Origin of the sequence: Pseudonocardia zijingensis, from assembly GCF_042657305.1 — a bacterium.
Classification (GTDB): domain Bacteria; phylum Actinomycetota; class Actinomycetes; order Mycobacteriales; family Pseudonocardiaceae; genus Pseudonocardia; species Pseudonocardia zijingensis.
Genome location: NZ_JBHSKO010000021.1, coordinates 64,297 through 85,089, shown reverse-complemented (window position 1 = coordinate 85,089; position 20,793 = coordinate 64,297). Strand labels below are relative to the sequence as shown.

Genomic DNA, 20,793 nt, shown 5'->3' with positions numbered 1-20,793 from the left:
CTCAGGTGTTCGCGAGATCCAGCGCGATGTCGACGATCATGTCCTCCTGACCGCCGACCAGGCGGCGTCGGCCCACCTCCAGGAGGATGTCGCGGGTGTCCAGGCCGTACCGGTCCGCGGCGCGTTCCGCGTGGCGCAGGAAGCTGGAGTAGGCGCCGGCGTAGCCGAGCGTCAGCGTCTCGCGGTCGACGCGGACGGGCCGGTCCTGCAGCGGGCGGACGAGATCGTCTGCGGCGTCCTGCAGGGCGAACAGGTCGCAGCCGTGCGCCCAGCCGTGCAGGTTCGCGACCGCGACGAAGGCCTCGATCGGGCAGTTGCCTGCGCCGGCACCCTGGCCGGCGAGCGAGGCGTCGACGCGGGTGACGCCGTCCTCCACGGCCACCACGGAGTTCGCGACCGACAGCGACAGGTTCTCGTGGGCGTGGATGCCGATCTCCGTGCCGGGGTCGAGCACGTCGCGGTAGGCGCGCACCCGGTCCCGCACGTCGTTCATGGTGAGCCGGCCCCCGGAGTCGGTGACGTACACGCAGTGTGCCCCGGCCTCCTCCATCCGCCGCGCCTGCTTCGCCAGCTCCGCGGCGGGAGCCATGTGCGACAGCATCAGGAACCCGGCGACGTCCATGTCCAGCGCGCGGGCCGTGGCGATGTGCTGGGCGGCGATGTCGGCCTCGGTGCAGTGCGTGGCGATCCGGACCGACCGCACCCCCAGCTCGTACGCCCGGCGCAGGTCGGCGACCGTGCCGATGCCGGGAATCAGCAGCGTGGTCAGGCGCGCGTGCCGCACCACCTCGGCGGCCGCGGCGATCCACTCCCCGTCGGTGTTGCTGCCCGGCCCGTAGGTCAGGCTGGCGCCGGCCAGGCCGTCGCCGTGCGAGACCTCGATCGCGTCCACCCCCGCCGCGTCGAGCGCCGCGGCGATCGTGCGCACCCGGTCGGGGTGCAGGCGGTGGCGGATGGCGTGCATCCCGTCCCGCAGCGTCACGTCCTGGATGTACAGGCGGGTCACAGCGCGGCCTCCACGGTCCGGGCGGCGAGCAGTTCGCCCGTGCGCAGCGCGGCCGAGGTCATGATGTCGAGGTTCCCGGCGTAGGCGGGCAGGTAGTGCGCAGCTCCCTCGACCTCGAGGAACACCGTGACCTGCCACGCCGGCCGCGGCGCCCCCGCACCGATCAGCGTGTCCAGCGGCTCGTCCGCCGGGACCGGGACGATCTGCACGGCCTGCTTGAGCCGGTAGCCGGGCACGTAGCGGGCCACCTCGGCGACCATCGCCTCGACGCTGCCGCGGATGGCGTCCGGCTCGCCCCCCTCCACCAGGCACAGCACGGTGTCGCGCATGATCATCGGCGGATCGGCCGGGTTCAGCACGATGATCGCCTTGCCGTGGTCCGCCCCACCGACCACCTCGATGGCCTTCGACGTCGTCTCGGTGAACTCGTCGATGTTGGCCCGGGTGCCCGGGCCGGCCGACACCGACGCGATCGAGGCCACGATCTCGGCGTACCGGACGCGCGAGACCTGCGATACCGCGGCGACCACGGGGATCGTGGCCTGGCCACCGCACGTGACCATGTTGACGTTGCGCGCCGCGGTGTGCTCCCCGAGGTTCACCGCGGGCACCACGAACGGCCCGATCGCCGCGGGGGTGAGATCGACGAGGGTCTTGCCGTGCGGCTCCAGCAGCGCGGCGTTGGCGAGATGGGCCTTGGCCGAGGTCGCGTCGAAGACGATGTCGATCTCGCCGAACCCCGGCAGCCCGATCAGCCCGTCGACGCCCTCGGCGGTGGTCGGGATCCCGAGCCGGTGCGCCCTGGCCAGCCCGTCGGACGCGGGGTCGATGCCGACCATCGCGGCCATCTCCAACGTGTCCGACAGCCGGATCACCTTGAGCATCAGGTCGGAGCCGATGTTGCCCGACCCGATTATCGCCACCTTCGTCATGGCTGGACTCTCGCACCGCCACGCCAGCAGGATGGAGCCGTGCATTCCGTAGAGCGGAACGGTGCCGCGGTCTCGATGCTGGGCCGGGCGTTCACGCTGCTCACCGCGTTCCGCCCCGGTGACGGCGAGCTCACGCTCGCCGAGCTCGCCCGCCGCACCGGCATCGCCAAGCCCACCGCACACCGGCTCCTCGGTGAGCTCGCGGAGTGGGGCGCCGTGGAACGCACGCCGAACGGGGCGCTGCGCCTGGGCCTGCGACTGTTCGAGCTCGGCCAGCTCGTGCCCCGCCAGCGCGACCTCCTGGACGTCGGCGCACCGTTCCTCGCCGACCTGTTCGAAGCCACGCGCGAAACCGTCCACCTCGCCGTGCCCGACGGCACCGACGTCGTCTACGTCCAGAAGCTCACCGTCAGCGGCAGCCCCGACATCCCGTCCCGGCTCGGCGGCCGCATGCCCGCCTACTGCACCGGCGTCGGCAAGGCGCTGCTCGCCTTCAGCCCGCCGGAGCGGCTCGCCGCCGTCGTCGCCGCGGGCCTGCGGCGCCGCACCCCCCGCACGGTGATCGCTCCGGGCCTCCTGCACGCCGAGCTCGACACGGTCCGCCGTCGCGGCATCGCCGAGGAGCACGAGGAGTCCGCGGCCGGGATCGCCTGCGTCGCCGCACCCGTGCTCGGCATCGACGGGCACGCCGTCGCCGCCGTCTCCATCACCGGCTGGTCCCACCGCCTGAACACCCAGCGGCTCGCTGCCGCCGTCCGCACCGCCGCGCTGGGGATCTCGCGCGCGCTCCGACCGCCCGGGCACACCCTCGGCCCGCGGTGACCGGCCGACCGGTCACCGCCCCGGCCGCACGCGGCCGTCAGACCCGCCGCACCCGCACCACCGCCACCGCACCGTCGCGCTCGCGCTGGTCCACCTGCGCCACGTACCAGGACGCGACCTGCGCCCGGGAGCGGAACCCGAGCTTGTTCAGGATGTGCTCGACGTGCGCCTCGACCGTGCGCAACGAGATCACCAGCTGCGCCGCGATCTGGCGGTTCGCCTTCCCGTCGGCCAGCAGGCCCGCCACCTCCCACTCGCGGCGCGTGAGCTCGGACGACGCCGACGTCCGATGGCCCTCGACCGCAGGCCGCGCGCGCGGCTCCGGCTCGCCGAGGGCGTAGGCGATCGCGGCGTCCAGCGGGATGCCCGCGGCTGCCGTCATCCCCCGCTGGAGCGCCTCGGCACCCATCCGGCGCTCCAGATCGGCGATGCAGCGGTCGTGGAACGTGGAGAGCCGGCCGAACGCCGAGAGGGTGGCGTGGGTGTCGGACCACAGCCGGTCGGCCATCCCGAGCAGCCGCACGGCCCGGTCCGGATCGCCCTGATCGGCGGCGATCCAGCCGAGCACCTCGAACGAGCGCGCCATGACGAGGCGCTCGCCGAACTGCCGCATCAGGTGGATGCTGGCGCGCAGCTCCTCGATCGCCTCCTCCGCCCGCCCGGAGCGCCACCAGGCGACGGCCAGCACCCAGTGCCCGTGCGCGCGGTACCAGGACTCGCCGTGGCGTTCGCTCAGCCGGACGCACTCCGCGCCGTGGGCCGCGGCCGCATCGGCGTCGCCACCGACGCACTCCAGCAGCGCGAGCTGCACGAGCGCGATCGCCGTGCCGACGTGGTCGCCGCGGGCCCGGAAGCCCCGGTAGGCGGCCGACAGCGTGTCCCGGGCCGCGACGAGGTCGCCCGTGTGCATCTCGGCCACCCCGAAGGCCAGCGCCATGTCGTCGCGGAGGTCGGCGTCGGCGCGCGACTCGGCCAGCTCCCTGCCTTCCCGCAACGCCGGCAGCGCGGCCTCGACCCGCCCCTGCATGAGCGCGAGCCATCCGTCGGTCCACAGCGCCAGGCCACGCCGCCGGTCGGGTTCGGCGTAGACGCGCAGGACCGTGCCCAGCCACCGCCGCCCCTCGCTCAGCGAGCCGCTGGAGTGCCAGTAGACCCGCAGCGCGCCGGCGATCGCTGCCGCGTCCACCCCGTCGTTCTGCAGCGAGAACTCCAGCGCGGCGCGCACGTCGGCGTTCACCTGCTGCAGCCGGACGAGCCAGTCGAGCTGCGCGGGCCCGAAACATTCCGCGTCGGCACGCCCGACGAGATCGCGGAAGTAGGCGCAGTGCCGCTCCCGCGTCGCGTGCTCGTCCCCGGACTCCGCGAGCCGGGCACGACCGAACTGCCGGATCGGCTCGAGGAAGCGGTACCGGGGCGCCGAGTCGCCGACGCGGGTCAGGATCGACTTGTCGACGAGCCCGGCCAGTGCGTCGAGCACGCCGGCGTCGTCCGGGTTCGGCAGCCCGCACACCGCCGTCGCCGCCTCGAGATCGAAGGTGCCCGCGAAGACCGACGTCCGGATCCACGCCAGGCGTTCGGCAGGCGTGCAGAGCTCGAAGCTCCATCCCATCAGCGCGGAGAGCGCCCGCTGCCGGGGCTGCCCGCCCTCGTTCCCGCCTGCGAGCAGGCCCGCCATGTCGTCCAGCCGGGCCGCGATCTGGGCGACGGTCAGCGAACGCATGCGCGCGGCCGCCAGCTCGATGGCCAGCGGCAGGCCCTCCAGCCGCGCGCACAGCTGGGCCACCACGCGCCGGTTGTCCTCCGTGACGGCGAACGCGGGCGCCACCGCCCGGCTGCGTTCCTGGAACAGCTGGACCGACTCGAAGCCCAACAGCTCGCCGAGGGACGGTGCAGGCTCCGCCGGGGGGACGGCCAGCGGGTCGAGCGGGAACAGGTGCTCGCCGGTGACCCCGAGCGCCTGCCGGCTCGTCGCGATCACCTGGAGGTCCGGGGCTCGGCGCAGCAGCGGGTAGAGCAGCTCGGACACGGCGGTGGCCAGGTGCTCGCAGTTGTCAAGGACGAGCAGGAGCCGCCGCTGCCGCAGGTACTCCGCGAGGACGTCCACCGGGTCCCGGTCGGACTGGTCGCGCATCCCCAGACCCGCTGCGATCACCTGCGCCACGTGCGCGGGGTGCGACACCTCCGCCAGCTCGATCAGCCAGGCCCCGCCGCTGAACCGCCTCCGCAGCTCGGTGGCCGCGTGAACGGCCAGCCGGGTCTTCCCCACCCCACCCGGCCCGATGATCGTGACGAGCCGTGCGGTGCCGAGCAGGCGCTTGAGCGCGGTGAGCTCCTGTCGACGCCCCACGAAACCGGTCAGCTCGGCAGGGAGGAAACCGTCCCGTCGCGGCGACCGTGGCGCGCTCATGGCGTCGCGACGCTATCCGGCGCGCAGGGGCCGGTCAACAACGGCGTGGGGCGGCTCCGGGGCCGTGGCCACGGTGTACGTGGTGGCTTAGGTGTTCTCCGGGTGTCCCGGGCCAGGGTCCGGCGGCGAGAGTCGCGGACGTCGGGACGCCGTGCGCGCTCCGGCCCCCGCCGGTCCGTCTCACCGTGGAGTCGCCTCGATGTCCGATCCCCAGCCACTCCCGGTGGCCACCGTCGACAGTCCTGCCGCCGAACGGGACCGGCCGGGCCCCGGCACCGCGCGCATCCTCGCCGGCGCAGGCGTCGGGAACATGCTCGAGTGGTTCGACTGGAGCGTCTACGCGATCTTCGCGACGTTCTTCGCCGCCCAGTTCTTCGTCGACGACGGCGCGTTCGGCGCGATCCTGTCGACGCTGGCGATCTTCGCCGTCGGGTTCCTCATGCGCCCGCTGGGCGGGTTCCTGTTCGGCTGGGTCGCGGACCGCCGCGGCAGGCGCTTCGCGATGACGACGTCGATGATGATGATGGCCGGCGGGAGCCTGCTGATCGGCCTCGCCCCGACCCACGCCGCGATCGGGGCCTGGGCGGGCGTCCTGCTGGTGGTGGCGCGGCTGGTGCAGGGCCTCGCGCACGGCGGCGAGATCGCCGCCTCGTACACCTACGTCGCCGAGATCGCCCCGCGCGAGCGGCGCGGCCTCTGGTCCACGACGGTCTACGTCTCGGTCACCGCGGGCGTACTGGGGGCCTCGCTCGTCGGGGCGGCCGCCGCGACGATCTTCGGTGCCGACGAGCTGCGGGAATGGGCGTGGCGCATCCCCTTCCTGATCGGCGGCCTGCTCGGCGTCGTCGGGCTCTACCTGCGGCGCAGCCTCGAGGAGACGGCCGCCTTCCGCGCCACCGACGCGACTCCGACGACCCTCCGGCAGCTGGCAGCCGACCTGTCGCGGAACCGGGCGAGCCTGCTGCGGACCATCGGGCTCACCGCGGGGATCACCGTCGTCTACTACGTCTGGGCGGTCGGGATCTCCGGGTTCGCGATCAGCACCCGCGGGGTCGACCCGACTCATGCGCTGTGGGCGACGGTCGTCGCGAACCTCGTGTTCATGGCCACGCTCCCGCTCTGGGGCCTGCTCTCCGACCGCGTCGGCCGCCGCCCGGTGTACGTGTTCTACGGCGCGGCCATGGCCGTGATCGCCTTCCCGCTGCTCGCCCTGCTGAACGACTCGGCCGTGCGGATGGGCCTGTTGATGACGGTCGCCCTGGTGCTGATGGGCGCCTTCAACGGCAACATGCCCGCCTACTTCGCGGAGCTCTTCCCCACCGAGGTGCGGGCGAGCGGCGTCGGGATCGGCTCCTCGTTGACCGTCGCCCTGCTGGGCGGCAGCGCTCCCTACCTGCTCACCTGGCTCTCCAGCCGCGACCTGGAGTGGGTCTTCGGGCTCTACACGGTCGTCCTCGCCCTGGTCGGGCTGGTCACCGCGCTGCTGTCGCCCGAGACGAAGGGGAACGACCTGCGATGACCGCCCGCGTCGAGGACGAGGTCCGCTACGAGGTCTCCGGGCACGTGGCCCGGGTGACGATCAACCGCCCGGAGCGGCGCAACTCCCTGTCCCTCGCGGTGAGCAGGCGACTCGTCGAGTGCTTCAGCGACGCCGCGCTCGACGACGACGTGTGGGCGGTGGTCCTGACCGGTGCCGGGGATGCCGCGTTCTGCGCGGGCGCGGACCTCAAGGAGTTCGACGAGATGGCCCGGCAGGGCCGGCCGATCCCGGTCCCGATGACCGGCCCGGAGCGCAACGTCTACGAGGCCGTGGCCGAGACCCCGAAGCCGACGATCGCCGTGCTGAACGGCCCGGCCGTGGCGGGCGGCTGCGAGCTGGCGCTCGCGTGCGACGTGCGCATCGCCGCGAGCCACGCGTTCATCGGGATGCCCGAGGCCAAGCGTGGCATGGGCGCCAACTTCGCCACCGTGCTGCTCCCCCGCCTCATCCCCCGCGCCCGGGCGCTGGAGATGCTCTACCTCGGCGAGCCGATCAGCGCACCGACCGCGCTGGAGTGGGGCCTGCTGAACCGCGTGGTCGACAAGGCGGACCTGGCCGCCGTGAGTGCGGCGTACGTGGACGCGATCGTCGCCAACGCCCCGCTGACGCTGCGCCGCTACAAGGAGATGGTCACGAAGGGCTGGGAGCTCCCGGTGTCCAGCGCGCTGCGGCTCAACGTCGGCCCGAACCCGTACCTCTCCGAAGACCGGGCCGAGGGCATTCGCGCCTTCCTGGAGAAGCGACCGCCCCGCTGGCGGGGCCGCTGAGCCGCCCGGACCCCACGACCCCGGAGGAACCCACCCGTGTTCGACCTCAACGACGACCAGCTCGCGATCCAGGCCGCGGTCGCGGACCTGTGCGCCCGCTTCCCGCTGGAGTACTGGCGGGAACGCGACGCGAACCTCGAGTACCCGGAGGAGTTCGTCACCGCGCTCGGCGAGGCCGGGTGGCTGTCGGTGCTGATCCCCGAGGAGTACGGCGGCGGCGGGGGCACCCTCACCGACGCGGCGATCGTGCTCGAGACGATCAACCGGTCCGGCGGCACCGGCGTGCCCGCCCACGCGCAGATGTACACGATGGGCACGATCCTGCGGCACGGCTCCGAGGAGCAGAAGAAGCGGCTGCTCCCGGACATCGCCGCGAACCGGATCCGGCTGCAGGCGTTCGGCGTGACCGAGCCCGACGCCGGCTCCGACACCACCCGGATCCGCACCTTCGCCCGCCGCGATGGCGACCACTACGTCGTCAACGGCGCGAAGATCTGGACCTCCCGCTTCCAGCACTCGGACTACCTGCTGCTCCTGGTCCGCACGACGCCCTACGACGAAGTAGAGAAGAAGTCCGACGGCATGTCGATCCTGCTCGTCGACCTGCGCGAGGCGGGCGACGCGATCGCGGTGCGGCCGATCCGCACGATGACCGCGCACGAGACCAACGAGGTCTTCTTCTCCGATCTGCGGGTCCCGGCCGAGAACCTGGTCGGTGAGGAGGGCCGCGGGTTCCGTTACATCCTCTCGGGCCTGAACGCCGAACGGATCCTGGTCGCCTCCGAGGTCCTCGGTGACGGGTTCTGGTTCGTCGACCAGGCTGTGCGCTACTCGCGCGAGCGGGTCGTGTTCGGCCGGCCGATCGGCCAGAACCAGGGCGTGCAGTTCCCCCTCGCCCAGGCCTACGCCGACCTGTCGGCGGCGAGCCTCATGCGCTGGCAGGCCGCGGCGAAGTTCGACGCCGGGGGCCAGCCGGGGTTCGAGGCGAACGCCGCCAAGCTGCTCGCCTCGAAGGCGAGCTGGGCGGCGGCGAACGCCGCGATGGACACCTTCGGCGGGTTCGGCCTGGCCGAGGAGTACGGGATCGAGCGCAAGTTCCGGGAGGCGCGCCTGCCGGTCGTGGCCCCGATCAACAACAACCTCGTCCTCGCCTACATCGGGCACCAGGTGCTCGGCATGCCCAAGTCGTACTGAGACCGCACCGCAGAACCCGCACCGAAGAAGAGGCTCCGTCGTGGATCTGAACCTGAAGGACAAGTCCGTCGTCGTCACCGGCGGCAGCAGCGGGATCGGGCTCGCCGCGGCGCGCACGTTCGCCGAGGAGGGCGCGCGCGTCCTCATCGCGGCGCGCCGGCCCGATGTGCTGGAGGCCGCCGCGCGGTCGGTGACCGCCTCGACCGGGGTGCACGTGGACTGGACGCCGGTCGGCATCTGCGACCCGGCCGCGCTCGACCGGCTCGTCCGGACGGCGCTCGACCTGCACGGGCGCATCGACGTGCTGGTGAACAACGCAGGCGACGGGATCTACAAGCCGTTCCTCGAGGTCACCGACGAGGAGCTGGTGTACGGCACGACGGTGAACTTCTTCGCGCAGTTCCGGCTCGCCCAGCGGGTCGTGCCGGTGATGCTCGTCCAGGGCGGCGGCGTGATCGTCAACGTCACCGGGGAGACCGGCATCCGGGTGACCACGCCGCCGTTCCGCTCGTCCTGCACCGGACCGTCGAAGGCCGCGGAGAACCGCCTCACCAAGATCCTCGCGAGCGAGTTCGGCGAGCGCGGGATCCGGGTCAACGCCGTCGTGCCGGGATACGTCCGCACGGAGGAGCGGCTCGCGAAGTGGCAGGCCGAGCTGGGCGCGGGGGCCACGGCCGGCGACGTCGACGCCCAGTTGCGGTCGTGGGCTCCCGGCATCGCCCGCCCGGACGGGGCGTGGGGCACCGCGCAGGAGCTGGCCGACCTGATCGTCTACGCCGCCTCGGACCGGTCGAGCTTCGTCAACGGAGCGGTGCTGGTCGCCGACGGCGGTGACGACAAATCGTGACGAACGCTGACGAACACTGACGAGGAGCACCCGATGAGCCTGCGCATCCACGCGCTCCCCGCGGGCACGATCCGCAACTTCCCGGTCGCCGCCGTGCGCTACCTGCGCGGCTTCGGCGACTTCCACGACACCCCGATGATCATGTTCGTGATCACGGGCGGGGAGTTCCCGATCGTCGTCGACAGCGGCACCCCGGAGCCGGACCTCGTCCGCGAGCACCACGGGTACGACTTCGTGCGCCCCGCGGCCGAGGACCCCGCGGCGACCCTGGCCGGGATCGGGGTCGACCCCGCCGACGTCCGCCTCGTCGTCCACACCCACCTGCACTGGGACCACTGCGGCAACAACCACCTGTTCCCGAACGCCCGGTTCGTGGTGCAGAAGGCCGAGCTGTCCTACGCGGTCGACCCGCTCGAGCCGTCGCGCGTGGCGTTCGAGAACACCGACGCCATCGCCCCGCCGTGGGCGCCGGTGCTGAACCGCTTCCGCACCGTCGATGGCGACGCGCGGCTCGCACCGGGGGTGGGTGTCGTCGCCCTGCCCGGGCACACCCCCGGGTCGCAGGGCGTGCTGGTGGAGACCGGCGCCGGCCCCCACCTGCTCGCCGGGGACACGGTCGACACCCACGCCAACTGGGACGGCGACGAGCGCCTGTCGCACATCCCGTCGGGGTCGTTCGTCGACCTCGCCGCCTACATGCGCAGCTTCGCGACGATCGAGCGGCTCGGAGCCACCGTCGTCCCCAGCCACGACGCCGAGGTGCTCGAGAAGGGGGTGTTCGGCTGATGGCCGGTTCGCTCACGGGGATCCGGGTCCTCGACGTCACCACGAGCGTGGCCGGCCCGTTCGCCACGCTCGTGCTCGGCGACCTGGGCGCCGACGTGCTCAAGGTGGAACGGCCGGGGTCCGGCGACGACACCCGGCACTGGGGCCCGCCGTTCTGGAACGGCGAGAGCCCGCACTTCACCGCGCTGAACCGCAACAAGCGCAGCGTCGCGCTCGACCTGAAGGACCCGGCGGACGCGGCGACCTTCGGCAGGCTCGTCGACACGGCCGACGTGCTCGTGCAGAACCTGCGGCCCGGGGCGCTGGCGCGCGCCGGCTTCGGGTACGCCGATACCGCCCGGCGCAACCCGCGGCTGGTCTACTGCGACATCACCGGCTACGGCTCGGGTGGCCCGCTGTCGGACCGCCCGGCCTACGACCCGCTCATGCAGGCGTTCAGCGGCCTGATGAGCATGACCGGTGAGGAGGGCGGGCCGCCCGCGCGGATCCCGGTGTCCATCCTCGACCAGGGCACGGGCATGTGGGCGGCGATCGCGGTGCTCGACGCGCTGCGCGAACGCGACCGCACCGGGGCCGGGACGCACCTGGAGGTCTCGCTGCTCGGCACCGCCCTGATGTGGCAGCCCGCCCAGCTCGGCAACCACTTCGCCGACGGCACGGTGCCGGGACGGCTGGGCTCGGGCACGATCGGCATCTACCCCTACGCCGCGTTCCCGACGGCGGACGGGTGGATCGTCGTCGCGGCCGGGAACCAGTCGCTGTGGCTGCGGCTCTGCGTCGTGCTCGACCGGCCCGACCTGCCCGCCGACCCGCGCTTCGCCGGGAACCCGGACCGCGTCGCGCACCGCGAGGAGCTGTTCGCGGAGCTGGCGAAGGCGCTCGCGGACCGCACGAGTGCCGAGTGGGTCGCCGCGCTCGAGACGGCCGGCGTGCCGTGCGCGCCGATCCACACGCTCGACCAGGTCGTCCGGCACGAGCAGGTCACCGCGATCGAGGCGATCGGCCCGGTGCCGCACCCGCGCGTCCCGGACTTCCGGACCGTGCGGCTGCCGCTGCGCAACCGGGGTCGCTACCCCGGCCTGCGGCGCCCGGCCCCACAGCTCGGCGAGCACGGCCCCGCCTGGCTCGACGACGGGGAGACCCGACGATGACCGGCGCGGACGACGTGCTCGCAGGCCCGGCGGGATTCCCCGACGTCGTGCTGGTCGAGGAGGGGATGCGCGAAGGGTTGCAGATCGAGGACGCCGCCATCCCGGTGGGCGACAAGATCCGCCTGCTCGACGCGCTGTCCGGCACCGGCCTGAAGCGGATCGTCGTGGGCAGCTTCGTGAGTCCGAGGTGGACGCCGCAGATGGCGCGCATCGACGATCTCGTGAAGGGGTTCACCCCGCGACCCGGCGTCCGCTACACCGCGCTCGCCCTCAACGCCCGCGGCGTCAAACGCCGGGCCGCGTACATCCCGGACCGGCTGTCGCTGGAGGACGAGCGCCCCGCCACCCGGCTGCACCTGTGCGACGTGTTCGCACAGCGCAACACGAACCGGACCCGGGCGGCCGAGATCGCCTCGTGGGACGGCGTCGTGGCCCGCGCGGTGGCCGACGGGGCCACCGAGGCGGAGATCGGCGTCAACGCGGCATGGGGTTCCAACTGGCTCGGCCGGTTCGAGCCCGGGGAGCGGATGCGCTTCCTCGAGGACCAGCACGCGCTCTGGACGGCGGCGGGGATCCCGGTCACGAAGGTCTTCCTCGGAGACCCGATGGGGTGGAACATGCCTCACCTCGTGGCCGCCGACCTGCGCGCGATCGTCGACCGCTGGCAGCAGGTCACCACCTTCCACCTCCACCTGCACAACACCCGCGGCATGGCGCCGATCTCGGCCTACGCCGCGCTGACCACCCTCGGCCCGGGCCGCCGGGTGGTGCTCGACACCAGCGTCGGCGGCATGGCCGGATGCCCGTACTGCGGCAACGGGCGCGCGGCCGCCCTCTCCCCCACCGAGGACGTCGTGCACCTGCTCGAGGGCCTCGGTTACCGCACCGGCGTGGACCTCGACCGCTTGATCGACGTCGTCGTGCTCGCCGAGCGGATCGTCGGGCACCCGCTGTACGGCCACGTGTCGAAGGCCGGCGGGTTCCCGGAGGGCGATCGGCTCTACCCGATGGACCTGCCGTTCATCGAAACCCTCGACGAGGCAGCGCACTTCCGCCGGGGTCCGGCGGCCTACGCGGGGCCGCTGAGCCCGTGGCGCGAGCCCGTCACGTCCGTCTTCCGCCCGCAGGGCTGACCCTTCCGGAGGTACCCATGTCCGGCGACTCACCGGCCGTCACGCGCGCGCTCGCCGAGTACGCGATCCACAGCGACCTGTCCGCGGTGCCCGCCGAGGCGGTGGCGCTCGCCCGGCGCACGCTCGTCGACACCGTCGGCGTTGCGATCGGTGCGCGGCACGACCCCGCGGTGGCGGTGGTCCGCGATCTCGTGGGCGGCGGGCCCGGCGCGAGCACCGTGCTCGTCGACGGCTCCACCGCGCGGCCGCACGACGCGGCGCTGGTCAACGGCGTCGCCGCGCACGCGCTCGACTACGACGACGTCGTCGACGTGCTCTACGGCCACCCGAGCACCGTGCTGTGGCCTGCCCTGCTCGCCGCCGGGGAGACGCACCGGGTGAGCACCCGGCAGCTGGTCGAGGCCTACCTCGTGGCCTTCGACGTCGAGATGGCGCTCACGCAGGGGTTCGTGCTGCGCGAGCACTACGCCCGCGGCTGGCACTCCACGGCCACACTGGGCGTCCTCGCCGCGGCGGCCGGGGTGGCCCGGCTGCTCGGCCGCACCGCCGAAGAGGCCGCGACGGCGCTCGGGATCGCCGCCTCGATGGCGGGCGGCAGCCGCCAGAACTTCGGCACCATGACCAAGCCGCTGCACGCCGGGCTCGCCGCCCGCGACGGCGTCCTCGCGGCCGGCCTCGCCGCCGGCGGGTTCACCGCCGACACCGGCCAGATCGAGGGACCGCTGGGCTTCGTCGCGCTCTACGGGCAGGACCGGTCCCGCGTCGACCGCATCGTTCCCGCCCTCCCGGCGGCGCCGGGCACCGCCGTCCTGCGCGACGGCGTCAACGTCAAGAAGTACCCGGCCTGCTACAACACGCAGCGCACCCTGGACGCCGCGCTGGCGGTGGCGGCGCGGGGCGTCCGCCCCCAGGACGTCGCCGAGATCGCGCTCACCGTGGAGCCGGGCGGTCTCGACCCGCTCATCCACCACCGGCCCACCACCGGGCTGGAGGGGAAGTTCAGCGGTGAGTACGCGGTCGCCGCCGCGCTGCTCGACGGGGCGGTGGCCCTGTCCACCTACACCGACGTGGCGGTCCGCCGTCCCGAGGCCCGTGCCCTCGTCGAGCGGGTGCGGATCGCCGAGGCGGCGCAGCCCCCGGTCGGGCCGGCGACATGGGAACAGGCCTACGCCGTGGTCGACGTGCGGCTGCGCGACGGCCGCCGCGAGGTCGCCCGGGTCGACGTCCCGCAGGGCGACCGCCGCGCCCCGATGAGCGATGACGACCTGCGCGCCAAGTTCGAGGACTGCGTGACGTTCGCCGGCTTCGGCGCGGCAGCCGATGCGCTCCACGCCCGGCTCGCCCGCTTCGGCGACGCCGAGCCGTTCACCGGCCTCTCGCCGCTCGCCGACGCGACGCGGGTCGCCTGACCGCCCGGGACGGGACACAGCATGACCACCGGAACCGACCCGTTGGCGAGCGCCGCCGACTTCGTCGCCGACGGCCGCTACGACGACCCGGCGGTGCGCCGGTACGCCAGGATCCTGCTGGCCGACGCCGTCACGCTCGCGCTCGCCGCGCACACGGTGCCGGGTGCCACGGCGTTCGGCGAGCTCGGGGCCGGGTCGGGGGCGCACCTGGCGTGGTCCTCCGGCAACCGCCTCGGCGCCGCCGACGCCGTGCAGGCCAACGCCGTGGCCGTGTGCGCGCGGTTCCAGGACGACACCGACATGCGGTCGTGGAGCCACCCGGGCAGCTTCGTGGTGCCCTCGGCGGTCGCCGCCGCCGTGGAGACCGGTGCGACGTACGGTGCCCTGCTCGACGGGCTCGTCGCCGGGTACGCCACCACCGCCTGGCTCGGCGCGGACGGGCAGGTCCCGCTCGCGATGATGGCTGCCGGCCACCGCCCGAGCCCGACCTTCGCCGCGGCGGGCGCGAGCGCGGCGGCCTCCCGCGCGGCGGGCCTGACGGCCGGGCAGACGCTGCACGCCCTGAGCGGAGCGCTCCTCGTCGGACGCGGATCGCTGCACAGCGTCGGCTCGGGCGGCGAGGACTGGCGGCTCCACAACCCGGGAGCCGCCCGCGACGGGTTCCTCTACGCGCTCGCCGCGCGCGCCGGGATGGTCGCCGGCCCCGGCGCGCTCGACGCCCGCTTCGGGTTCCTCCGCATGATCGCCGGGCTCGGCACCGTCCCGGAGCCGTTGCGGACACCGCCCCACCAGGATCTCGTCCTCGACGTCTGGACGAAGGCCCTCCCGACGCTCGGCGACAACATGGCGGCCGCACTCGCCGCCCGGCACCTCCACCACAACGGGCAGGGGCGCACGGCCGTGGCCGGGGCTCCCGTGACGGTGCGGATGAACGCCCATTTCGCGGGCTTCCCCGGGACCCTGGGCCGGCCGCCCTTCCCGACGCTGACCTCGGCGCTGTCCAGCGTCCGGTTCGTCACGGCGCAACTGCTCGCCACCGGAACGCTCACCTCCGCCGACTACGACCGGCGTGACGACGAGACCGTGGTGGCACTGGCCGCGCGCGTCGAGGTGGTCGCCGACGACGACCTCGGCTACCGGGACGCCGTGGTGACCATCGGGTCCGGCGGGGACGCCGTCACCTGCCGCACCGCCGACCTGCCCGCCGAGCTGTTCTTCCGCGATTCCGCGGAGCAGCGGCGGGCGGCAGGCGAGCTGCTCGGCGACCGCGGGGGGCGGGTGGTGGACGCCCTGCTGGAAGGCGACGAGAACGCGGCGGCCGCGGAGATCGTGCACGATGCCGTCGGGCGGTGAGGTCCCGCGCCGGCGAGTGGAGTCGGCTTCCAGGGCGCAGCCATCACCGAGGCCTGGGAGGACGACCGTTCACTGGTCGGAGACGCCGTCCACCCGACTCGGGGCGCGCCTCCATGCCCGTACCGGACGCCGCCCAGCTGGCGAGGATGTCCATGGCCCGCCGCGACGGCGAACCGGGCTCGGTGGTGTAGATGAACAGCGTGGTGTCCGGATCGCCGGGCGGGGAGAGGGTCTCGTACTCGACGGTCAGGTCCCCGACCAGCGGGTGGCGCAGCCGCTTCGAGCCGTGGGTGCGCTGGTGCACCCGGTGCTGCTCCCACCAGTGGTCGAACTCGGCGCTGTGTTCGCGCAGCTCGGCGACGAGAGCGGCGGTGGCGCGGTCGTGCGGGTCGCGCCCGACCTCGAACCGCAGGCTCTCCACCGCGGCGCGGGCCTGGTCCTCCCAGTCGACGAACAGCGCACGCGCGTGGTCGTCGAGGAACATCCAGCGCGCGTAGTCGCGCTGCGCCACGGGCATGCGGTCGAAGTCGGCGAACAACGCCGCACCCATCCGGTTGACCGCCAGCACGTCGGTGCGCCGCCCGAGCACCAGCGCGGGCTCGCCGTCGAGGGCTTCGAGGAGCTGGTAGAGCCCGGGACGCACCCGCTGCACGGCCGCGGCCCGGCGCCGGACCGGCGCCGCCGCCAGCCCGATCAGGTCCTCGAGGTGCGCCCGCCCCGCCGCGTCGAGCCCGAGCGCACGGCCGATCGCCTCCACGACGGCGGGCGACGGCGTGATCCGCCTGCCCTGCTCCAGCCGCGCGTAGTAGTCGGTGGACACCCCCGCCAGCAGCGCGACCTCCTCGCGCCGCAACCCGGGAACCCGGCGCACCCGGCCGTCCGGCGGCAACCCCGCCCGCGCCGGGTCGACCTGGCTGCGGGCCCGGCGCAGGAAATCGGCGAGCTCACGATTCGTCCCTGCCACGGATCCCATCCTCCCCGACGTCGACGAGCCGTACCTGGACCTCCGCGTCCCAGGTTGCCGCGTCCTGGGTTGCCGCGTCCTGGGTTGCCGCGTCCGAGGTCGCACAGGGCCCGAGATGAGGCCCTGCGGCCCGTCGCCGTGGCCGAATCTGGGATCACGCCTCGCCGAGGCGATTCCCCGTCGAAATGAGGACACCATGAGCTTCCCGTCGGACCGCCCGTCGACCTGGTTCGTCACCGGCACCTCCCGCGGCCTGGGGCTTGAGCTGGTCACCCAGCTGCTGCGGCGCGGCGACAACGTCGCGGCCACCACCCGCTCCACCGACCGCCTGCTGGCCGCGCTCGGCGACCGCGTCGACACCTCCCGGCTGCTCCCCCTGCCCCTCGACCTGGCCGACGACGCCGCGGTCGCGCAGGCCGTCGCCCACACCGTCGAGCGCTTCGGCGGCCTCGACGTCGTGGTGAACAACGCCGGTTACGGCTACTTGGCCGCGGTCGAGGAGACCAGCCCCGCCGAGGTGCGCGACATGCTCGACGTGCAGGTCGTCGGCGTGTGGAACGTCCTTCGCGCCACGGTGCCGGTGCTGCGCGAGCAGAAGAGCGGGCACATCGTGAACGTCTCGTCGGTGCTCGGGCTCGTCTCCCTGCCGGGCTGGGCGCTCTACTGCGCGGGCAAGTTCGCGCTGGAGGGCATCAGCGAGGCCCTGGCCGGTGAGGTCGCCGACTTCGGGGTCAAGGTGACCATCGTCGAGCCCGGCTACTTCCGCACCGACTTCCTCACCCGCGACTCCCTCGCGCTGCCTGCCGAGACCACCGACGCCTACCCCGGCATCCGGGAGATGACCGAGAACCACCTCAACCTGCAGGGCAGCCAGCTCGGCGACCCGGTGAAGGGTGCCGCGGCGATCATCGAGCGGGTGGTGAGTGATGCCGAGGCCCCGCTGCGCCAGGTGCTCGGGTCCGACTCGCACGCCTACGCCAGCGCCAAGATCGACGCCCTGCGCGCCAACCTCGACGCCACCGCGCAGACGGCTCCCGCCACCGACCACCCCGCCGCCTGAGACCTCGGGCGGAACCGGCCACGAGGCCGACACCAGGATCGCCGCCGATCCTCGTCGACGCCTCATGGCTGTCGGTGGACACCCAGTTCTTCCGCGAGTGTGCTGGTCGTGCACCCGCCGTCGTGGCTGCGCAGCTCCGCGTACGTCACGACGGCGACGCCGGTGAGCAGCTGGGCGACCACGAGCATCAGACCCGCCTGCGCGAGGGCCCCGACGACGCCGTCGGTGAACCCACCGCCGATCCGATCGGCGGCGACGGCGACCAGCTGCCAGACGAGGCCTGCGACCACCAGCCGGCCCGCGGTCGGCCAGAAGCGGCCCATCGACAACTCGATCGATCGGCCGATGCCCCGTCGCTCGACGACGACCACCCCGAGCAGCGAACCGTAGAACAGCACCGTCAGGACGAGCCCGGGCACGACCAGCATGATCGTTCCGATCGCGACGAGCAGCATCGCGAGCAGCCACCAGCCCATGAGGGGCACCGCCCGACGGGCGGCGAAGCGCAGCCCCTGCAGCGGGCCGGCCGGGCGGCCCGCCGCACCCTGTACCGCGACGAACACCGCGGCGCTCCAGACGAACGCGCCCACCACCAGCGAGACGACCACCGAACCCAGCTCGGCGGCCAGGAACGTGGTGACGTCGTCGACGCCCGCCCGGCCCGTTCCCACCACGTCCGCGACACCGTCGTAGTGGGGACGACCGTTCCGATCACCGCCCAGTACAGCGCGCCTGCCACCACGGTGATGGCGTGGAGGGGCAGGAGCCTGCGCCAGCTGCGGCGCCACACCCCGACCACCCAGCGCACCAGCCGCCGAAGTCGGCCGGCACCAGCGGATCGTCCGGCAGCAGGAGCGGCGGGTCGTACGGCGGCGAGCCCAGACCGGCAGGTGGTTCTTCGGACACGATTCCCCCCTCCTGCGGTTCCAGCAGTCCTTTCAGACGCGTCCGGCACGTCGACGTCGCCGTATGACGAGTGCGATCGCGAGCGCCGCCACCACGCCCCCACCGGCGAGTACGGCCCACCCGGTGGGCGTGAGCGTGGTGCGGGTGCTCACGGGGCCGGCAGGCGCTGCCGCCGAGGGCGGCTCCCCGGGCGCCGGGGCGACGGCGGCGTAGCGCGGGCCGGGCTCGGGATCGCCCACGACGGCCACGTCGAGCTGGATCGGCACCGCCACCGCGGCACCCGGCTTCTCCTCGGTCGGGCCGATGTGCACCGCGATGTAGTAGCCGCCCGCGACGCTCTGGGCGTGGTACTCGTACGTGTCCGCCTCGCGGTTGGCGTAGCGCACCCGCGCGGTGGTCTCCGCTGCCGCGTCGGTGGGGAGCACCTCCGCGTCGCCGGTGTAGGCCAGGTTGTCGGAGAGGATCTCCTGCCGCGTGGGCGTGTACGCCGCGGTGGAGACCGGTGAGAGGTTGTCGAGGCCGTTGCCCGGGGTCGCGGCGAACCGGACGCGGTAGGCCAGCCCCTGCCCCCAGTCGAGCCGCACCCGGTAGAAGACGAACTCCCCGCGTTGCACCGAGTCGGTGTAGCTCCCGGAGCCGGGGAGCTCGGCGGCCACGTTGAACGAGCCGCCCCCCGCGACGGGCAGCGCCGGGCCCGGCCGCTCGGTGAACACCGGCTCCGGGAGGACGGCGGCGGGCCCGGCGTCGGCGACCGGCGGTTCCACGGCCACGAGCAGCTCGACCGGCAGCCGCTCCGGCACGCCGGCGGACACGACGTCCCAGGTGAGGCCGAACGTGTAGCGACCGCCGCCCGTGCACCCGTCGCCGGTGTCCTGCTCGGTGGCGCCCGTCCACGTCGTGGCGACGGTCAGCACTTCCCCGGAGCTCGAGTCGCCCGTCTGCTCGCTCTCGAACTGGTTGCAGCTCTCGCCCGTCCCGCCGTAGGTCTGCAGCTGGAGCACGTTGAAGTCGTCGGTGATGCCGACGCCCTCCAGCCGCGGATAGGCGACGGTGGCGCTGACGTACGCGGTGGCGCCCGCCGGGACGTCGACGGCGTAGAACCGCTGCTCGTGCTGCCCGATCGTGTCCAGGTGCTGCCCCGGCGTGGTGAGCGGGGCTGCGACGACGGTGGCTGCGCCGGTCACCGGGGTGCCCGCCGGCTGGTAGTTCCGCATCGCCGAGCGGGTGACCCGCGGGAGCACCCGCTGCAGCGCGTCGGCGTCGGGGGCGTCGGTGTAGGTGCCGCCGGTGGCCTGGGCGACGCAGGCGAGCTGGGCACGCGCCGCCTCGTCGGCCCCGAACCCGACGGTGTGCACGACGAGGTCGACCCCCTGGCCGGCGAGCGTCCGCACGACGTCGCACGGCTCGGGCGGGGCACAGGTGTCGACGCCGTCGGAGACGAGGACGATCGAGCGCGGCCCCTCCTGCGGGAGCTGCTCCGCCGCGACCTGCAGCGAGCGCCCGATCGGCGTGTAGCCGCGCGCGACCAGACCGTCGACGTCGGCCCCGAGACCGGCGCGGTCCAGCGGTTTCGGCGGGTGCAGCACCGTCACGTCCTGACACCCCTGCGCGCGCTCGGCGTCGGAGTTGCCGGTGCCGGTCCCGTAGGCCGCCAGCCCGATCGGCGCACCGTCCGGGGCGGCGTCCAGCAGCGCGTGCACGGCGTGCTTCGCCGCGTCCATCTTCGTGCCGCGTCCGGGATCGGCGCCCGTCATCGACCCGGAGGCGTCCAGCACGACCATCGTGGGCGCCGGCTCCGGCGGCGGGGCCTGCGCCGACGCGGCACCCGGCGCGAACCCGAGTACAGGCAGAGAACAGGCGAACGCGGCGATGCCGACGCGCAGGCGTCTGCTCACGACACCGGTCCGTCGAGCAACGTGACCAGCGCGTCGGCGGTGTGGCGCAGCGGTTCCACGCTCCGCTGTGCCCGTGACACGATCATCGCGCCCTCCACGGCGCTGACAGCGGCCGTCGCCAGCGCCCGCGCGACCGGCTCCGGCCTGCCGTTCGCGGCGAGGTACGCGGCCACCGGGGTGATCCACGAGTCGAACGCGCCCGCACAGGACTCGCGCAGGCGTTCGCTCTGCGCGCCCATCTCCAGGGTGACCACCGAGACCGGGCACCCGAGCCGGAAGTCACTGCTTGCGAGGAGTTCGGCCAGCACCTCGACCACGCGCCGGACGACCTCTCCGGGCGTGGCCGCCGACGACGCCGCGTCCGCCACGAGGGCGCGGAACTGCTCGGCCGCCAGCTCGACGGCCCGCACCCCCAGCTCCTCCTTGCCCTCCGGGAAGTGGAAGTACAGCGACCCCTTCGGCGCCTGCGACTGCTCGATCAGCGTGTTCAGCCCGGTTCCCGCGTAACCGCGGGTCTGGATCAGCTCGAGCATCGTCTCCACGAGTCGCGCGCTCGTCTGCGCACCCTTGGCCGTGACCATGCCGAAAAGCTAGACCGGTCTATATATTCAGTCAACGCGG

General features: G+C 73.6%; 18 protein-coding genes. 11 read left to right on the top strand and 7 right to left on the bottom strand.

Going from position 1 to position 20,793, the window contains the following annotated elements:
• Position 1 precedes the first annotated feature (1 nt).
• Positions 2–1,006: a 4-hydroxy-2-oxovalerate aldolase gene (gene dmpG / locus ACFPL3_RS30975; RefSeq protein WP_343944818.1), complete on the bottom strand. Its 1,005-nt coding sequence runs from the start codon at positions 1,004–1,006 to the stop codon at positions 2–4.
• Positions 1,003–1,938 (bottom strand): acetaldehyde dehydrogenase (acetylating), encoded by a 936-nt coding sequence (locus ACFPL3_RS30970; protein ID WP_343944817.1) that lies wholly within the window; start codon positions 1,936–1,938, stop codon positions 1,003–1,005. Before ACFPL3_RS30970 ends, dmpG begins: the two co-directional genes overlap by 4 nt.
• Positions 1,939–1,977: 39 nt before the next feature.
• On the opposite strand from ACFPL3_RS30970, the gene ACFPL3_RS30965 reads away from it, so the two are divergent.
• A complete protein-coding gene (locus ACFPL3_RS30965; RefSeq protein WP_343944816.1) occupies positions 1,978–2,760 on the top strand; it encodes an IclR family transcriptional regulator in 783 nt (260 codons plus the stop codon).
• Positions 2,761–2,797: 37 nt separating this feature from the next.
• On the opposite strand, the gene ACFPL3_RS30960 is transcribed toward ACFPL3_RS30965, so the two are convergent.
• Positions 2,798–5,107, bottom strand: a complete 2,310-nt coding sequence (locus ACFPL3_RS30960) for an ATP-binding protein (RefSeq protein WP_343944815.1) — start codon at positions 5,105–5,107, stop codon at positions 2,798–2,800.
• A gap of 259 nt (positions 5,108–5,366) precedes the next feature.
• Here ACFPL3_RS30960 and ACFPL3_RS30955 point away from each other — a divergent pair, with 259 nt between their 5' ends.
• The 9 genes from ACFPL3_RS30955 to ACFPL3_RS30915 are packed head-to-tail and all read left to right on the top strand — an operon-like array spanning position 5,367 to position 15,347.
• On the top strand, positions 5,367–6,686 hold the full coding sequence (locus tag ACFPL3_RS30955) for an MFS transporter (protein ID WP_343944814.1): 1,320 nt from the start codon (positions 5,367–5,369) through the stop codon (positions 6,684–6,686).
• Complete coding sequence (locus ACFPL3_RS30950) at positions 6,683–7,474, top strand: enoyl-CoA hydratase/isomerase family protein (protein ID WP_343944813.1); 792 nt, start codon at positions 6,683–6,685, stop codon at positions 7,472–7,474. The genes ACFPL3_RS30955 and ACFPL3_RS30950 overlap by 4 nt, the downstream gene beginning before the upstream one ends.
• Positions 7,475–7,510: 36 nt before the next feature.
• Entirely contained in the window at positions 7,511–8,668 is a 1,158-nt protein-coding gene (locus tag ACFPL3_RS30945; protein WP_343944812.1) for an acyl-CoA dehydrogenase family protein, read from the top strand.
• A gap of 40 nt (positions 8,669–8,708) precedes the next feature.
• Entirely contained in the window at positions 8,709–9,515 is an 807-nt protein-coding gene (locus ACFPL3_RS30940) for an SDR family NAD(P)-dependent oxidoreductase (RefSeq protein WP_343944811.1), read from the top strand.
• Between the two features lie 33 nt (positions 9,516–9,548).
• Positions 9,549–10,301 (top strand): N-acyl homoserine lactonase family protein, encoded by a 753-nt coding sequence (locus tag ACFPL3_RS30935; RefSeq protein WP_343944810.1) that lies wholly within the window; start codon positions 9,549–9,551, stop codon positions 10,299–10,301.
• Complete coding sequence (locus ACFPL3_RS30930) at positions 10,301–11,452, top strand: CaiB/BaiF CoA transferase family protein (protein ID WP_343944809.1); 1,152 nt, start codon at positions 10,301–10,303, stop codon at positions 11,450–11,452. Before ACFPL3_RS30935 ends, ACFPL3_RS30930 begins: the two co-directional genes overlap by 1 nt.
• The gene (locus ACFPL3_RS30925; RefSeq protein ID WP_343944808.1) at positions 11,449–12,585 is read left to right on the top strand and encodes a beta/alpha barrel domain-containing protein; all 1,137 of its coding nucleotides are present in this window, start codon (positions 11,449–11,451) and stop codon (positions 12,583–12,585) included. The genes ACFPL3_RS30930 and ACFPL3_RS30925 overlap by 4 nt, the downstream gene beginning before the upstream one ends.
• 17 nt (positions 12,586–12,602) lie before the next feature.
• Positions 12,603–13,994, top strand: coding sequence for an MmgE/PrpD family protein (locus ACFPL3_RS30920; protein ID WP_343944807.1), 1,392 nt, complete (start codon positions 12,603–12,605; stop codon positions 13,992–13,994).
• Positions 13,995–14,015: 21 nt separating this feature from the next.
• Positions 14,016–15,347 carry an MmgE/PrpD family protein gene (locus ACFPL3_RS30915; RefSeq protein WP_343944806.1) on the top strand — a complete coding sequence of 444 codons (1,332 nt, stop codon included), beginning with the start codon at positions 14,016–14,018 and terminating at the stop codon, positions 15,345–15,347.
• 43 nt (positions 15,348–15,390) lie between these two features.
• Here ACFPL3_RS30915 and ACFPL3_RS30910 read toward each other — a convergent pair whose 3' ends face one another.
• A complete protein-coding gene (locus ACFPL3_RS30910; protein ID WP_343944805.1) occupies positions 15,391–16,320 on the bottom strand; it encodes a helix-turn-helix transcriptional regulator in 930 nt (309 codons plus the stop codon).
• A gap of 187 nt (positions 16,321–16,507) precedes the next feature.
• Here ACFPL3_RS30910 and ACFPL3_RS30905 point away from each other — a divergent pair, with 187 nt between their 5' ends.
• Entirely contained in the window at positions 16,508–17,371 is an 864-nt protein-coding gene (locus ACFPL3_RS30905) for an SDR family NAD(P)-dependent oxidoreductase (protein ID WP_343944804.1), read from the top strand.
• A 62-nt stretch (positions 17,372–17,433) separates the two neighbouring features.
• Here ACFPL3_RS30905 and ACFPL3_RS30900 read toward each other — a convergent pair whose 3' ends face one another.
• From ACFPL3_RS30900 to ACFPL3_RS30890, 3 genes are all read right to left on the bottom strand, one after another.
• Positions 17,434–18,045, bottom strand: a complete 612-nt coding sequence (locus ACFPL3_RS30900; RefSeq protein WP_343944803.1) for a hypothetical protein — start codon at positions 18,043–18,045, stop codon at positions 17,434–17,436.
• Positions 18,046–18,309: 264 nt separating this feature from the next.
• Positions 18,310–20,058 carry a vWA domain-containing protein gene (locus ACFPL3_RS30895; protein WP_343944802.1) on the bottom strand — a complete coding sequence of 583 codons (1,749 nt, stop codon included), beginning with the start codon at positions 20,056–20,058 and terminating at the stop codon, positions 18,310–18,312.
• A gap of 110 nt (positions 20,059–20,168) precedes the next feature.
• Positions 20,169–20,753, bottom strand: a complete 585-nt coding sequence (locus ACFPL3_RS30890; RefSeq protein WP_343944801.1) for a TetR/AcrR family transcriptional regulator — start codon at positions 20,751–20,753, stop codon at positions 20,169–20,171.
• Between the last annotated feature and the right edge of the window lie 40 nt (positions 20,754–20,793).

Bases quoted from the DNA above. Each gene is read 5' to 3' on its own strand.
- ACFPL3_RS30910 (WP_343944805.1), bottom strand. From the start codon at position 16,320: ATGGGATCCGTGGCAGGGACGAATCGTGAGCTCGCCGATTTCCTGCGC.
- ACFPL3_RS30950 (WP_343944813.1), top strand. From the start codon at position 6,683: ATGACCGCCCGCGTCGAGGACGAGGTCCGCTACGAGGTCTCCGGGCAC.
- ACFPL3_RS30905 (WP_343944804.1), top strand. From the start codon at position 16,508: ATGAGCTTCCCGTCGGACCGCCCGTCGACCTGGTTCGTCACCGGCACC.
- ACFPL3_RS30930 (WP_343944809.1), top strand. From the start codon at position 10,301: ATGGCCGGTTCGCTCACGGGGATCCGGGTCCTCGACGTCACCACGAGC.
- ACFPL3_RS30895 (WP_343944802.1), bottom strand. From the start codon at position 20,058: ATGGTCGTGCTGGACGCCTCCGGGTCGATGACGGGCGCCGATCCCGGA.
- ACFPL3_RS30915 (WP_343944806.1), top strand. From the start codon at position 14,016: ATGACCACCGGAACCGACCCGTTGGCGAGCGCCGCCGACTTCGTCGCC.
- ACFPL3_RS30955 (WP_343944814.1), top strand. From the start codon at position 5,367: ATGTCCGATCCCCAGCCACTCCCGGTGGCCACCGTCGACAGTCCTGCC.
- ACFPL3_RS30920 (WP_343944807.1), top strand. From the start codon at position 12,603: ATGTCCGGCGACTCACCGGCCGTCACGCGCGCGCTCGCCGAGTACGCG.
- ACFPL3_RS30925 (WP_343944808.1), top strand. From the start codon at position 11,449: ATGACCGGCGCGGACGACGTGCTCGCAGGCCCGGCGGGATTCCCCGAC.
- ACFPL3_RS30935 (WP_343944810.1), top strand. From the start codon at position 9,549: ATGAGCCTGCGCATCCACGCGCTCCCCGCGGGCACGATCCGCAACTTC.
- ACFPL3_RS30890 (WP_343944801.1), bottom strand. From the start codon at position 20,753: ATGGTCACGGCCAAGGGTGCGCAGACGAGCGCGCGACTCGTGGAGACG.
- ACFPL3_RS30970 (WP_343944817.1), bottom strand. From the start codon at position 1,938: ATGACGAAGGTGGCGATAATCGGGTCGGGCAACATCGGCTCCGACCTG.